This is a genomic window from Streptomyces venetus (assembly GCF_039540295.1).
In the GTDB taxonomy this organism is placed as follows: domain Bacteria; phylum Actinomycetota; class Actinomycetes; order Streptomycetales; family Streptomycetaceae; genus Streptomyces; species Streptomyces venetus.
In genome coordinates this window covers 129,647-143,665 of the sequence record NZ_BAABET010000005.1, presented here as the reverse complement: position 1 = coordinate 143,665, position 14,019 = coordinate 129,647, and the positions used below count along the sequence as shown (strand labels likewise).

14 protein-coding genes are annotated in these 14,019 nt (G+C 68.8%); 3 read left to right on the top strand and 11 right to left on the bottom strand.

Going from position 1 to position 14,019, the window contains the following annotated elements; translation table 11 throughout:
• Window positions 1–37: 37 nt before the first annotated feature.
• Together ABEA82_RS17730 and ABEA82_RS17725 are read right to left on the bottom strand one after the other, a co-directional pair.
• On the bottom strand, window positions 38–490 hold the full coding sequence (locus tag ABEA82_RS17730) for a hypothetical protein (protein ID WP_345662490.1): 453 nt from the start codon (window positions 488–490) through the stop codon (window positions 38–40).
• Between the two features lie 282 nt (window positions 491–772).
• The gene (locus tag ABEA82_RS17725) at window positions 773–1,228 is read right to left on the bottom strand and encodes a GNAT family N-acetyltransferase (RefSeq protein ID WP_345662489.1); all 456 of its coding nucleotides are present in this window, start codon (window positions 1,226–1,228) and stop codon (window positions 773–775) included.
• A 303-nt stretch (window positions 1,229–1,531) separates the two neighbouring features.
• Between ABEA82_RS17725 and ABEA82_RS17720 the strand changes: the two genes are divergently transcribed.
• Window positions 1,532–2,299 carry a LuxR C-terminal-related transcriptional regulator gene (locus ABEA82_RS17720; protein ID WP_031117914.1) on the top strand — a complete coding sequence of 256 codons (768 nt, stop codon included), beginning with the start codon at window positions 1,532–1,534 and terminating at the stop codon, window positions 2,297–2,299.
• Here ABEA82_RS17720 and tamR read toward each other — a convergent pair.
• Window positions 2,258–2,755, bottom strand: coding sequence for a MarR family transcriptional regulator TamR (gene tamR / locus ABEA82_RS17715; protein ID WP_345662488.1), 498 nt, complete (start codon window positions 2,753–2,755; stop codon window positions 2,258–2,260). The genes ABEA82_RS17720 and tamR overlap by 42 nt on opposite strands.
• A 113-nt stretch (window positions 2,756–2,868) precedes the next feature.
• Between tamR and ABEA82_RS17710 the strand changes: the two genes are divergently transcribed.
• Window positions 2,869–3,687, top strand: coding sequence for a trans-aconitate 2-methyltransferase (locus tag ABEA82_RS17710; protein WP_345662487.1), 819 nt, complete (start codon window positions 2,869–2,871; stop codon window positions 3,685–3,687).
• Between the two features lie 36 nt (window positions 3,688–3,723).
• Here the strand turns inward: ABEA82_RS17710 and ABEA82_RS17705 are convergent, their stop codons facing one another.
• Window positions 3,724–4,401, bottom strand: coding sequence for a TetR family transcriptional regulator (locus ABEA82_RS17705; protein ID WP_345662486.1), 678 nt, complete (start codon window positions 4,399–4,401; stop codon window positions 3,724–3,726).
• Window positions 4,398–5,417, bottom strand: coding sequence for an acyl-CoA desaturase (locus ABEA82_RS17700; RefSeq protein WP_345662485.1), 1,020 nt, complete (start codon window positions 5,415–5,417; stop codon window positions 4,398–4,400). Before ABEA82_RS17700 ends, ABEA82_RS17705 begins: the two co-directional genes overlap by 4 nt.
• Before the next feature lie 297 nt (window positions 5,418–5,714).
• Between ABEA82_RS17700 and ppc the strand changes: the two genes are divergently transcribed.
• On the top strand, window positions 5,715–8,447 hold the full coding sequence (ppc, locus tag ABEA82_RS17695; protein WP_345662484.1) for a phosphoenolpyruvate carboxylase: 2,733 nt from the start codon (window positions 5,715–5,717) through the stop codon (window positions 8,445–8,447).
• Between the two features lie 66 nt (window positions 8,448–8,513).
• On the opposite strand, the gene ABEA82_RS17690 is transcribed toward ppc, so the two are convergent.
• From ABEA82_RS17690 to glmU, 6 genes are all read right to left on the bottom strand, one after another.
• Window positions 8,514–9,224: an LPXTG cell wall anchor domain-containing protein gene (locus tag ABEA82_RS17690; RefSeq protein WP_345662483.1), complete on the bottom strand. Its 711-nt coding sequence runs from the start codon at window positions 9,222–9,224 to the stop codon at window positions 8,514–8,516.
• 148 nt (window positions 9,225–9,372) lie between these two features.
• Window positions 9,373–9,864 (bottom strand): hypothetical protein, encoded by a 492-nt coding sequence (locus ABEA82_RS17685; protein ID WP_345662482.1) that lies wholly within the window; start codon window positions 9,862–9,864, stop codon window positions 9,373–9,375.
• Window positions 9,865–9,918: 54 nt separating this feature from the next.
• On the bottom strand, window positions 9,919–10,521 hold the full coding sequence (gene pth / locus ABEA82_RS17680; RefSeq protein ID WP_345662481.1) for an aminoacyl-tRNA hydrolase: 603 nt from the start codon (window positions 10,519–10,521) through the stop codon (window positions 9,919–9,921).
• A 69-nt stretch (window positions 10,522–10,590) separates the two neighbouring features.
• Window positions 10,591–11,187: a 50S ribosomal protein L25/general stress protein Ctc gene (locus ABEA82_RS17675; protein WP_003990804.1), complete on the bottom strand. Its 597-nt coding sequence runs from the start codon at window positions 11,185–11,187 to the stop codon at window positions 10,591–10,593.
• A gap of 189 nt (window positions 11,188–11,376) precedes the next feature.
• Window positions 11,377–12,357, bottom strand: coding sequence for a ribose-phosphate diphosphokinase (locus ABEA82_RS17670; RefSeq protein WP_345662480.1), 981 nt, complete (start codon window positions 12,355–12,357; stop codon window positions 11,377–11,379).
• Window positions 12,358–12,486: 129 nt separating this feature from the next.
• Window positions 12,487–13,932: a bifunctional UDP-N-acetylglucosamine diphosphorylase/glucosamine-1-phosphate N-acetyltransferase GlmU gene (gene glmU, locus ABEA82_RS17665; RefSeq protein WP_345662479.1), complete on the bottom strand. Its 1,446-nt coding sequence runs from the start codon at window positions 13,930–13,932 to the stop codon at window positions 12,487–12,489.
• Window positions 13,933–14,019: the final 87 nt, after the last annotated feature.

Here is a 14,019-nt window from a genome sequence, read left to right as displayed (position 1 = left end):
TCCTGGTTCTTTGCGCCCGCGGTCTTCGCGCACAGGGTCAGGGCTGGCACTTCTGCGACCCCCTGTCCTCGGTGAGATCCCAGGTCTGCCAGACACCGGCCTCGTTCTTCTTCACGCCCAGGTTGTAGAAGACGTAGCTGTTGGGCGTGGTCTTGGTGCGCTGCATCTTGTTCGTCTCGCGGTTCTTGAGGTCCGCCCTGCTCTCGTCGACGCAGAACGTCAGAGCCGCCGACTCCTTGTCGAACACCGTCACCCGGCGGTCGAAGTAGCGCAGGGTGCCGGCCCAACTGGTCTTCTTCGCGATGGCGCCCTTCGCGTACTCGTAGACGCCGGCCAGGGCGTCGTCCGTGTAGTAGAAGGCCATGCCTGACTTCTTCATGTCGCCGTACGCCATGGCCTGCCACACCGTGCCCTCGGCTTGCTCGTTGTCCGCGAGAATCGCGTCCTTCGTGGCGTCCCCGGTCTGCTGCCCCTCGAACTTCAGCTTCATGTCCGAAGGCAGTTCGATGTCGGGTCGGGGCGTCCCGCCCGTGCTCGCGGAAGCGGAAGCGGAAGCGGAGGTGGATGTCGGCGGCGAAGCCGACGGTGCTTCAGCTCTCTCTGAGCCGCAGGCGGTCAGCAGCAGGGCCGCGGAGGTGGTGAGCGCGGCCGTCACGAGCCGAGCGGGGCGGTTCACTGTGTGCTCCTGTTGAAGGGGGTGGCTCAAACGGATCAACGCTATCGGTGACCTGGGACGTTGGATCGCCGAGGAGACGCACTCCGATCCCGCCGCTCAGCCCAGCCGCTTCGTCAGCAAGTACTCCGTGATGCCTGGCGGATAGTCAGGGATCGCGCACGCTATCTGGTAACCCTGCTTCACGTAGAAGCGCGGCGCCTGGAAGTCCCACGTCTCCAGGCGGGCCGCGCGGCAGTCGCGGGTCGTGGTGGCGAGGTGTTCCGCCTCCGCGAGCAACCGGGCGCCGAGGCCTCGGCCGCGGTGGCGTTCGTCGACCCACAGGTACGTCACGTGGAGCCAGGCCGCCCAGGTGTAACCCACCAGCCCGCCGGCGAGTTCGTCGGTGTCGTTCACAGCCCACACGTGCAACGGGACGTCCCGCTCGCCGGGTGTTCCGCGCAGGGCGCGCAGGACCGGGGAGGCGGCTGTGTTCGTCTCTCGCAGGCGTGTGCGGAGCAGATCACGTCGGGCCTTGTCGACTTCTGTCTCAAGACGGAACATGCGGCACACCATAAACGCGTCGGACAGTCAGTTCTGCAAATAACCTTCCGCTCCGGGCCCCCGTCCGTACCCTGATGAACAGCACCGGTGGGGGCTGGTGCCGATCAGGGGGCGAGACAGCCGGGTACGACGCCCGGGGTGGGGGTACCGGTTTCTGCACGGCGGCGGCCGTGCGGCTGCGGCGCCCCGTCAGGCCGCGGCGAGGACGGACGGACAGACGCCGCGGATCTGGTCACTCCGGCGTCGTACCCGCGCGGTGTCGGCATCCGACGATGGGGTATCCCCGCTCTTCGTGAGCTCGGGGAAGGGGGTTACGTGGTTCGCATCCGAGTCCTGGTCGTCGACGACCATCGCATCTTCGCCGAGTCACTCGCGGCGGCCCTGGCCGCCGAGCCCGATGTCGACGTCTCCGCGGCCGGCAGCGGCCCGGCCGCGCTGCGCAGCCTGGAGCGCGCCGTCGCGGAGGGGCGGCGGTTCGACGTGCTGCTCGTCGACGCCGACCTGGGTGGCAAGGTGCCGGGCGCCCGGCCGGCCGTACCCGTGCAGGAGGGCAACGAGGACGGGCTCGTCGACGGGATCTCCCTCGTCACGGGGGTGCGCTCCGCGCAGCCGAACGTACGGATCGTCGTGCTCGCGGAGAAGGACGATCCGCGGCGGGCGGCGCTCGCCCTGCAGGCCGGGGCCTCCGGATGGGTCGCCAAGGACTGCTCGCTGTCCCGGCTGCTCACCGTCATCCGTGGGGTGCTGCGCGACGAGACCCACCTGCCCCCCGCCCTGCTCACCGGAGTGCTGCGAGAGCTGACCGCCGCCCGCAAGCACCGCACCGAGAGCGAGCGGCTGGTGGAGTCCCTCACTCCGCGTGAGCGGGAAGTGCTGCGGTGCATGGTCGCGGGGCTGGGGCGCAAGGCCGTCGCCGAGCGCCTGTATCTGTCGCCGCACACCGTGCGGACCCATATGCAGAACGTGCTCGGCAAGCTCGGCGTGCATTCCACGCTCGCCGCGGTCGCCCTGGCCCGGCGGGCCGGGGTCGGGCCCGTCGACCTAGCCGGGGATGTTGTCGAACGGGGCGGTCAGCTGGCGTAGCAACCCCGCCAGTTCGCCGCGCTGGGCGCGGGAGAGCTCCGCGAGGATCGCGCGCTCCTGGTCCAGCAGACCCGCCAGGGCCTGGTCCGCGCGGTCCCTGCCCTCGTCCGTCAGACGGACCAGGACGCCCCTGCGGTCGTTGGGGTCCGGAAGGCGTTCCACCAGGCCCTTCTTCGCCAGCCGGTCGATGCGGTTCGTCATCGTGCCCGACGTGACCAGGGTCTGGGTGAGGAGCTGTCCCGGCGAGAGCTGGTACGGCGTGCCGGCGCGGCGCAGGGCCGTCAGGACGTCGAACTCCCACGGCTCCAGATTGTGCTCCGAGAAGGCCAGTCGGCGTGCCCGGTCCAGATGCCGGGCCAGTCTGCTCACGCGGCTGAGCACCTCGAGCGGTTCCACGTCGAGGTCAGGGCGTTCACGACGCCACGCTGCGACCAGCCGGTCGACCTCGTCCTCCATGACGATCAGTGTAAGGGTTGTGTCGACGTAGAGTCTCTTGACATCCATTTTCTTGACATCAAGATAAGCTCACTGTCACGCTGAGTGTCATCACGAGGACGTCAGGAGGACTCATGCCCGCAGCAGCCCCCACCTGGGACCCCGCCCAGTACCTCCGCCACGCCGACCACCGCGCCCGCCCCTTCACCGACCTCCTCGCGCGGGTCCCCGACCTGCCCGGCGCCCGGCCCCGCATCGCCGACCTCGGCTGCGGCCCCGGCAACGTCACCGCGCTGCTCGCCGCCCGCTGGCCCACCGCCCGCATCACCGGCTACGACAACTCCACCGAGATGCTCGACAAGGCCCACGTCGACCACGAGGGGACCACCCCGGGCGGCGGACACCTCGGCTTCGCATACGCCGACGTCCGGACCTGGGTACCCGACGAGCCGTACGACCTGATCCTCAGCAACGCCACGCTCCAGTGGGTGCCGGGGCACGTCGAGCGGTTCGCCGACTGGGTGGACGCGCTGAAACCCTCCGGGACGTTCGCCTTCCAGGTGCCGGGGAACTTCGACGCCCCCAGCCACCGGATCCTGCGCGAACTCACCCACGCGCCGCGCTGGCGCGACCGGCTCGCCGGCACCCTGCGCCACGACGACGCCGTCCTCACGCCCGAGGCCTACCTCGGGCACCTCACCTCACTCGGCTGCACCGCCGATGTGTGGGAGACGACGTACCTCCACCCCCTCCAGGGCGAGGACCCCGTGCTCGACTGGGTGAAGGGGACCGGGCTGCGGCCCGTGCTGACCGCCCTCGCCGACGACCCCGAGGCGCGGGAGGACTTCGTCACCGAGTACCGGGCCGCCCTGCGCGAGGCCTATCCGGCGGGGCCGCACGGCACACCCTTCCCGTTCCGGCGCGTGTTCGCCGTGGCCCGCAAGGAAGGCTGACGGCCGAGGCTCTCGACGACCTGCCCCGGCAGGGCGTCACGCCTTGCGACGCCCTATCAGGTGCGGCTTCGCCTCCAGCCCGTCCAGGCCGTGCCACGCCAGGTTCACCAGGTGTGCGGCCACCTCGGCCTTCTTCGGCTTGCGTACGTCCAGCCACCACTGGCCCGTCAGCGCGACCATGCCGACCAAAGCCTGGGCGTACAGCGGGGCCAGCTTGGAGTCGAAACCGCGGCTCTTGAACTCGCGGCCCAGGATGTCCTCCACCTGCGTGGCGATGTCCGAGATCAGCGAGGCGAACGAACCGGTCGACTGGGGGATGGGGGAGTCACGGACCAGAATGCGGAAACCGTCCGTGTACTCCTCGATGTAGTCCAGCAGGGCGAAGGCCGCCTGTTCGCACAGTTCGCGGGGGTGACCGGCCGTGAGCGAACTGGTGACCATGTCCAGCAGGCGGCGCATCTCGCGGTCCACCACGACCGCGTAGAGGCCTTCCTTGCCACCGAAGTGCTCGTACACCACCGGCTTGGAGACCCCGGCCTTCGCCGCGATCTCCTCCACCGACGTGCCCTCGAAGCCCTTCGCGGCGAAGAGCGTGCGACCGATCTCCAGCAGCTGCTGACGGCGCTCGGCACCGGTCATCCGGGTGCGACGCACTCGCCGCGGCTTGTCGTTGCTGGGGGTGCTGCTCGAGTCGGTCGCCACAGCGACCATCATGCCGCCTTGGCGGGCTCCTTCCCGCGCCGGGAGCCGCCTTCCCCGGTGTTACGGCGCGAATCGATACGCGAGCGTGACGGCCAGCGCACGTCGTACGCCCAGCCCAGCATCTCGAACCAGCGGATCAGCCGGGCGGAGGAGTCCAGCTGGCCGCGCATCACACCGTGCCGCGCGGACGTCGGGTCGGCGTGGTGCAGGTTGTGCCAGGACTCACCGCAGGACAGCACCGCCAGCCACCACACGTTGCCCGAGCGGTCGCGGGACTTGAAGGGCCGCTTGCCCACCGCGTGGCAGATCGAGTTGATCGACCACGTCACGTGGTGCAGCAGGGCCACCCGCACCAGCGAACCCCAGAAGAACCCGGTGAACGCGCCCCACCAGGACATCGTGACCAGCCCGCCGATCAGCGCCGGAAGGGCCAGCGACAGCACCGTCCACAGGACGAACTGGCGGGAGATGGCGCGGAGCGTCCTGTCCTTGATCAGGTCCGGGGCGTACTTCTCCTGCGACGTCTGCTCCTCATCGAACATCCATCCGATGTGCGCCCACCACAGGCCCTTCATCAGGGCCGGAAGGGTCTCGCCGAACCGCCAGGGCGAATGCGGGTCGCCCTCGGCGTCGGAGAACTTGTGGTGCTTGCGGTGATCGGCCACCCAGCGCACCAGCGGACCCTCCACCGCCATCGACCCCGCGATCGCCAGCGCGATCTTCAACGGCCGCTTGGCCTTGAAGGAACCGTGCGTGAAGTGACGGTGGAAGCCGATCGTGATGCCGTGGCAGCCCAGGTAGTAGAAGAAAACCAGCAGACCGAGGTCCAGCCAGCTCACCCCCCAGCCCCACGCCAGCGGCACCGCCGCCAGCAGAGCGAGGAACGGGACGGTGATGAAGAGGAGGAGGGCGATCTGCTCGATGGACCGCTTCTTCTCGCCACCCAGCGTGGCGGTGGGCGCAGCGGCGTCGGTGGCCTGACCGGGCGCCTTCGGGGCGTTCTCGATCACGTCGGAACTACTGGTCATACGCGTCCCCTGGGGGGTATGTGGATGGAGAAGTGGGGGTAGCCGGGCTACGGGGACCCGCACGGTGCTTCCTACGGTTCCGTAACCTACGGCATCGTAAGTATGGCAGTGCGCCGCCCGGCGGCAAGAGCCCGAGAGCCTGCGCGTCCCCGCCGACACCTATCCTGGAGTCGGTCGGACAGCGCGGTCCGCTCTGATTTCTTCCCGGATGTCCGGCCCGTATGCGGCACCCGCCGCGCGAGACGCCGTTCGGGTTCCCCTCCCAGACGAGCTTCAACACTGCAAGGAGCCGCACCTGTGAGCAGTGCCGACGACCAGACCACGACGACGAGCAGTGAGCTGCGTGCCGACATCCGCCGACTGGGTGACCTCCTCGGAGAAACCCTCGTCCGGCAGGAGGGCCCCGAGCTCCTGGACCTGGTCGAGAAGGTCCGCCGCCTCACCCGAGAGGACGGCGAGGCCGCCGCCGAGCTGCTGCGCGGCACCGAACTCGACACCGCGGCCAAGCTGGTCCGCGCCTTCTCCACCTACTTCCACCTGGCCAACGTCACCGAGCAGGTCCACCGCGGCCGCGAGCTGCGCGCCCGCCGCGCCGCCGAAGGCGGACTCCTCGCCCGCACGGCCGACCGGCTCAAGGACGCCGACCCCGAACACCTGCGCGAGACCGTTCGCCACCTCAATGTTCGCCCCGTGTTCACGGCACACCCCACCGAAGCCGCACGCCGGTCGGTCCTCAACAAGCTCCGGCGCGTCGCCGCGCTCCTCGAGACCCCCGTCATCGAGTCCGACCGCCGCCGCCTCGACATCCGGCTCGCCGAGAACATCGACCTCGTCTGGCAGACCGACGAACTGCGCGTCGTCCGCCCCGAGCCCGCCGACGAGGCCCGCAACGCCATCTACTACCTCGACGAACTCCACGCGGGCGCCGTCGGCGACGTCCTGGAGGACCTCACCGCCGAACTGGAGCGCGCCGGCGTCAAGCTCCCCGACGACACCCGCCCCCTCACCTTCGGCACCTGGATCGGCGGCGACCGCGACGGCAACCCCAACGTCACCCCCCAGGTGACCTGGGACGTCCTCATCCTCCAGCACGAGCACGGCATCAACGACGCCCTGGAGACCATCGACGAACTCCGCGGCTTCCTCTCCAACTCCATCCGCTACGCCGGCGCCACCGACGAACTGCTGACCTCCCTCCAGACCGACCTGGAGAACCTCCCCGAGATCAGCCCCCGCTACAAGCGCCTCAACGCCGAAGAGCCCTACCGCCTCAAGGCCACCTGCATCCGGCAGAAGCTGGAGAACACCAAGAAGCGCCTCGCCAAGGGCACCGCCCACCGCGACGGCCGCGACTACCTCGGCACCGCCGAACTCCTCGACGACCTGCGGATCATCCAGCGCTCCCTGCGCGAGCACCGCGGCGGTCTCTTCGCCGACGGCCGCCTCGCCCGCACCATCCGCACCCTCGCCGCCTTCGGCCTCCAGCTCGCCACCATGGACGTCCGCGAACACGCCGACGCCCACCACCACGCCCTCGGCCAGCTCTTCGACCGCCTCGGCGAGGAATCCTGGCGCTACGCGGACATGCCCCGCGACTACCGCGCCAAGCTCCTCGCCAAGGAACTCAGGTCACGCAGGCCCCTCGCCCCCACCCCCGCACCCGTCGACGCGCCCGGCGAGAAGACCCTCGGCGTCTTCCAGACCGTGAAGAAGGCCCTGGAAGTCTTCGGACCCGAGGTCATCGAGTCCTACATCATCTCCATGTGCCAGGGCGCCGACGACGTCTTCGCCGCCGCCGTCCTCGCCCGCGAAGCCGGCCTCATCGACCTCCACGCCGGCTGGGCCAAGATCGGCATCGTCCCGCTGCTGGAGACCACCGACGAGCTCAAGGCCGCCGACACCATCCTCGAGGACATGCTCTCCGACCCGTCCTACCGGCGCCTCGTCGCGCTCCGGGGCGATGTCCAGGAGGTCATGCTCGGCTACTCCGACTCCTCCAAGTTCGGCGGCATCACCACCAGCCAGTGGGAGATCCACCGCGCCCAGCGCCGTCTGCGCGACGTCGCCCACCGCTACGGCGTCCGCCTGCGCCTCTTCCACGGCCGCGGCGGCACCGTCGGCCGCGGCGGCGGCCCCACCCACGACGCCATCCTCGCCCAGCCCTGGGGAACCCTCGAAGGCGAGATCAAGGTCACCGAACAGGGCGAGGTCATCTCCGACAAGTACCTCATCCCGTCCCTGGCCAGGGAAAACCTGGAACTCACCGTCGCGGCCACCCTCCAGGCCTCCGCCCTGCACACCGCCCCCCGACAGTCCGTCGAGGCCCTGTCCCGCTGGGACGCCGCCATGGACGTCGTGAGCGACGCCGCCCACGCCGCCTACCGCCGCCTCGTCGAGGACCCCGACCTGCCGACGTACTTCCTCGCGTCGACACCGGTGGACCAGCTCGCCGACCTGCACCTGGGCTCCCGGCCCTCCCGCCGCCCCGGCTCCGGCGTCTCGCTCGACGGCCTGCGCGCCATCCCGTGGGTCTTCGGCTGGACCCAGTCCCGGCAGATCGTCCCCGGCTGGTTCGGCGTCGGCTCCGGCCTCAAGGCACTGCGCGAGGCCGGCCTCGACACCGTCCTCGACGAGATGCACCAGGAGTGGCACTTCTTCCGCAACTTCATCTCCAACGTCGAGATGACCCTCGCCAAGACCGACCTGCGGATCGCCCAGCACTACGTCGACACCCTCGTCCCCGACGAGCTCAAGCACGTCTTCGACACCATCAAGGCCGAACACGAACTCACCGTGCGCGAAGTACTGCGCGTCACCGGCGAACAGGAACTCCTCGACGCCGCACCCGTCCTGAAGCAGACCTTCGCCATCCGCGACGCCTACCTCGACCCCATCTCCTACCTCCAGGTCGCCCTGCTCAAGCGGCAGCGCGACGCCGTCGAAGCCGGCGAACAGCCCGACCCGCTGCTTTCCCGCGCCCTGCTCCTCACCGTCAACGGCGTGGCAGCCGGCCTGCGCAACACCGGCTGAGCCCTCTCCCGGACACGACCGTGCCCCCGAGCCCGTACAGGCTCGGGGGCACGGTCATGTCGTGCATCAGCCGCGACCGAACCTCCGGCGACGGAACACCAGGAACCCGCCCAACCCCACCAGCGCCACCGCACCGCCCGACAGCAGACCCACCGGAGCCCCACTGCCCGTCTCGGCCAGATCACCCCCGGCACCGCCCTGCGCAGACGCCGACGAGGACGCCGTCACACCCCCACCGGCCGGCGAACTCGGCGACGCCGACGCCCCCGGCTCGCCCGACGCCCCCGGCTCACCCGACGGCGCCTCGGACACCCCGGACGACGGCGACGAGGAAGCCGGCCCGGACGGCGTCGAACCACCCGGCTCCTGCCCGTCCTCGCAGTCCGTCCAGAACACCTTGTGCTTCGCGGCACCCTTCTCACCGTCGAAGTTCCAGAACAGCTTGTAGTGCCCGTCGGGCAGCGACAGATCCTCCGAACGGCCGTGCCCCTCGCCGTCCAGCGTCAGCGAACCGGACCCGACCGTCTCCCCCCTGTTCTCACTCGGGGGAACGGCGTCGATGTGCCAGTCGACCTGCTGACCGCCGTCAAAACCGAAAGCATCCAGGTAGAAGGTGCACACATGCGGCTCGTTACGCCGCAACTCCTCACCCGTCGAAGCGTCATGGATCTTGACCGTGCCGTTGTCACCGGGAGGGGTGGCACGGGCGACCGGAGCGAGCAGGAGGACCACGGAAGCAGCGGCGCAGACAGCGCCGAGGCGGGGAAGGGTACGCATGGGCAGGCAGTCCATCTTCGAGAAGTGACCGGGAAGATGTGGAGGGGGCGGCTCAGCTTCCAGCCCCACCCGAAGCCACGTCAATCACGAACACACAACGCTCGGCCACACCAAGAAAACCAAGGAAGGGGACAACACCGAGAACACCTCAGACCGCCACGAAAGCCGCCGTCAGCAACCCCACCCCCGACAACGCCAACGCCCACGCCACCCGCGTCCGCCGCAGACCACCCGCCACCACCACCGACGCCAGCAACAGCGCACCACCCAGCGGAATCCACGCGTACAACACCCCGGCCGGACCCGACCGAACCGCGTCATCACCGCCGGGCTTCATGACCACCGTGTAGGTCCGGCCCTTCTCCACCGCGACCGACTTCTCCAGCTCGACCCGCGCCCGCGGCTGCGACCCCTCCGACAAGGGCGTGTACCGGCCCGTGCACATGTCCGCACCGCACCGCGTCACCTCGACCGTGCCGCTCTCCCGGCCCTTCGTCAGCATCACGTGCTGCGCCGTACCCCACGACGCCCACACACCCGCGATCAGAATCAGCACCGCGACCGTACCCATCGCCGCGAACCGCCCGAACCGCAGCACGGTGACCGAGGCCTGGCGAGAGGAGGCGGCAGAGGCAGGCATGGCCGGGATCATTGGCCATGCCTCAAGGGCCCGTCAACCTCGACGGGTGACAAGTCAGGAGTTGTACGTACTCTGCGCCCGCTCCAGCCCCTCGATCACCAGACACTCCACCGCGTCCGCCGCACGGTCCACGAAGTAGTCCAGCTCCTTGCGCTCCACCGACGAGAAATCCTTCAACACGAAATCCGCCACCGGCATCCGCCCCGGCGGCCGGCCGATCCCGAACCGCACCCGGTGATACTCCGACCCGAACGCCTTCGTCATCGACTTCAACCCGTTGTGCCCGTTGTCCCCGCCCCCCAGCTTCAACCGCAACGTCCCGTAATCGATGTCCAACTCGTCGTGAATCGCCACCACATGCGCGACCGGCACCTTGTAGAAGTCCCGCAGCGCGTTCACCGGACCGCCCGACAGATTCATGTACGACATCGGCTTCGCCAGAATCACCCGACGGTTCGCCGGCCCCGCAGGCCCGATCCGCCCCTCGATCACCTGCGCCTGCGCCTTCCCGGCCCGCTTGAACCTCCCCCCGACCCGATCCGCCAGCAGATCGGCCACCATGAAACCCACGTTGTGCCGGTTCCCCGCGTACTCCGGCCCCGGATTACCCAGCCCCACGATCAACCAGGGAGCGGCGGCATCGGTCGTCACGTCCATGTCTCCTTCATACGCGTCGGCCGCTGCTCCGCACGGGAACAGCGGCCGACGAAACGACGACGATGAGGATCAGGCCTCGGCGGCCTCTTCGCCCTCGGTCTCCTCGCCCTCCACGGCCTCCTCGGCCTGCGCGGCCAGAACCTGAAGGACGACCGTGTCCTCCTCGACAGCCAGCGTCGTGCCCTTGGGCAGCGTGATGTCCTTGGCCAGGATCGAGTCACCGGCCGACAGACCCTCGACGGAGACGGTCACCGACTCCGGGATGTGCGTCGCCTCGGCCTCGACCGGCAGCGCGTTCAGCACGTGCTCCAGCAGGAAGCCACCCGGGGCCAGCTCACCCTCGGTGTGCACGTAGATGTCCACGTTCACCCGCTCGCCGCGCTTCACCAGCAGCAGGTCGACGTGCTCCAGGAAGCCCTTCAGCGGGTCACGCTGCACGGCCTTCGGAATCGCCAGCTCCTTGGTCTTGCCGTCGATGTCCAGCGCGATCAGGACGTTCGGCGTACGCAGCGCCATCAGCAGGTCGTGGCCCGGAAGCGTCACGTGCAGCGGGTCCGAACCGTGCCCGTACAGGACACCCGGAACCTTGTCTTCACGACGGATACGGCGCGCGGCACCCTTGCCGAACTCGGTGCGCGTCGCGGCGGAGATCTTCACCTCGGACATGCTCACTCCTCGAAAGTCAGGTATGGACGTGGTCACCCGGCCACGAACGGCCTGCTACGAAGAGCGCGTCGATAACGGACCACCGCATCCCACAAACGGGAACGGCCTCCCTCGCCGAGCAACTGCAGCAGTCTACTCGGCCAGAGAGGCCACACCCAAAACGATCTACACAAGCCCCACCAGGGACTCCTACTGCTCGTCGAACAGGCTCGTCACCGAACCGTCCTCGAACACCTCACGCACCGCACTCGCGATCGTCGGCGCGATCGACAGCACCGAGATCTTGTCCAGATCCCGGCTCAGCTCCGACGGCGTCGGCAGCGTGTTCGTGAACACGAACTCACTCACCCGCGAGTTCTTCAGCCGGTCCGCCGCCGGACCCGACAGCACACCGTGCGTCGCCGTCACGATCACGTCCTCCGCACCATGCGCGAACAACGCGTCCGCAGCGGCACAGATCGTCCCACCCGTGTCGATCATGTCGTCCACCAGGACACACACCCGACCCTCGACCTCACCCACGACCTCGTGGACGGTCACCTGGTTCGCGACGTCCTTGTCCCGCCGCTTGTGCACGATCGCCAGCGGCGCACCCAACCGGTCACACCAACGGTCCGCGACCCGCACCCGGCCCGCGTCCGGAGACACCACCGTCAGCTTGCCCTTGTCGACCTTGGCGCCCACATAGTCCGCCAGCAACGGCAGCGCGAACAGGTGATCCACCGGACCATCGAAGAAACCCTGGATCTGGTCCGTGTGCAGATCCACGGTCAGGATCCGGTCCGCACCCGCGGTCTTCATCATGTCCGCGATCAGACGCGCCGAGATCGGTTCACGCCCCCGGTGCTTCTTGTCCTGCCGCGCGTAACCGTAGAACGGCACGATGACCGTGATGGACCGCGCCGACGCACGCTTCAGCGCGTCGATCATGATCAACTGCTCCATGATCCACTTGTTGATCGGAGCCGTGTGGCTCTGGATCAGGAAGCAGTCGGCACCACGCGCCGACTCCTGATAACGCACATAGATCTCACCGTTCGCGAAGTCGAAGGCCTTCGTCGGGACGACCCCGACACCCAGCTGCTGGGCGACCTCCTCGGCAAGCTCGGGGTGGGCGCGGCCGGAGAAGAACATCAACTTCTTCTCGCCGGTCGTCTTGATCCCGGTCACAGCACTTTCTCCTCAGAGGTTTCGCAGCTCGAATGACCTCTCAGCCGGCTTGCGAGAGGCTGTCTCAGCTGGTGGGGGTGCGGGTATGCACTTATCACCGTACGCCGTGTTTGTAGCACCGGTTTCCGGTCAGCCCTCCTCGGCCGACCCCCGGGAAGCCTCCTCAGCCGCCTTCGCCGCCGCACTCCCCGGACGCTTACGAGCCACCCAACCCTCGATATTCCGCTGCTGACCACGGGCCACGGCCAGCGAACCGGGCGGCACATCCTTCGTGATCACCGACCCAGCGGCGGTGTACGCACCGTCCCCCACCGTGACAGGCGCCACAAACATGTTGTCCGAACCGGTACGGCAGTGCGAACCGATCGTCGTGTGGTGCTTCTCCTGACCGTCGTAGTTCACGAAGACACTCGCGGCACCGATGTTCGACTTCTCACCGATCGTCGCGTCCCCGACATACGAGAGATGAGGCACCTTCGTCCCCTCCCCGATCGTCGCGTTCTTCGTCTCCACAAACGTCCCGATCTTGCCCTTCGCACCCAGCCGGGTCCCCGGACGCAAATACGCATACGGCCCCACCGACGCCTCCGGACCCACCTCGGCACTCACCGCCACGGTGTTGTCCACCCGCGCACCCGCACCCACCCGGGTGTCCGTCAGCCGGGAGTTGGGACCGACCTCCGCGCCCTCCGCGAGATGCGTGGCGCCGTGCAGCTGCGTGCCGGGGTGGACGACGGCGTCCTGCTCGAACGTGACGGTGACATCGATCCAGGTGGTCGCCGGGTCGATCACCGTCACACCCGCCAGCATCGCTCCGGTCAGCAGCCGGTCGTTGAGAATCCGGCGGGCCTCCGACAGCTGCACACGGTTGTTGATACCGGCGATCTCACGGTGATCGCCGGCCACCGACGCACCCACCCGGTGACCGGCCTCGCGCAGGATCCCCAGCACATCGGTCAGGTACTCCTCGCCCTGACTGTTGTCCGTCCGCACCTTCTTCAACGCGTCGGCCAGCAGCTGCCCGTCGAACGCGAACACACCCGAGTTGATCTCACGGATCGACCGCTGGGCGTCGGTGGCGTCCTTGTGCTCGACGATGGCGGTCACGGCCCCGGTGTCGTCGCGGACGATCCGGCCGTAGCCGGTCGCGTCCGGCACCTCGGCGGTCAGCACCGTGACCGCGTTGCCGTCGGCCGAGTGAGTGGCGGCGAGGGCCTGGAGCGTCGCGCCACTGAGCAGGGGAGTGTCCCCGCACACGACCACGACGGTCCCGTCGACGGACCCGCCGAGCTCTTCGAGGCCCATCCGTACGGCGTGCCCGGTGCCGTTCTGCTCGGCCTGCACGGCGGTGCGGACGTCCGGGGCGATGTCACCGAGGTGGGCAGTGACCTTCTCCCGGGCGTGGCCGACCACGACGACCAGGTGTTCGGGGTTCAGCTCACCTGCGGCGGCGAGCACATGCCCCACGAGACTGCGGCCGCAGATCTCGTGCAGGACCTTGGGTGTGGCCGACTTCATACGGGTGCCCTCACCCGCTGCGAGAACGACGACGGCTGCCGGGCGGTTGGCGCTCACGGGATGCCCTTCGGCTGTGGATGGGGTGGGGTGACATCCGCAGGATACCGGGGGGTTTTGTGGGGGGTATGGGTGCGGGTCCCGACC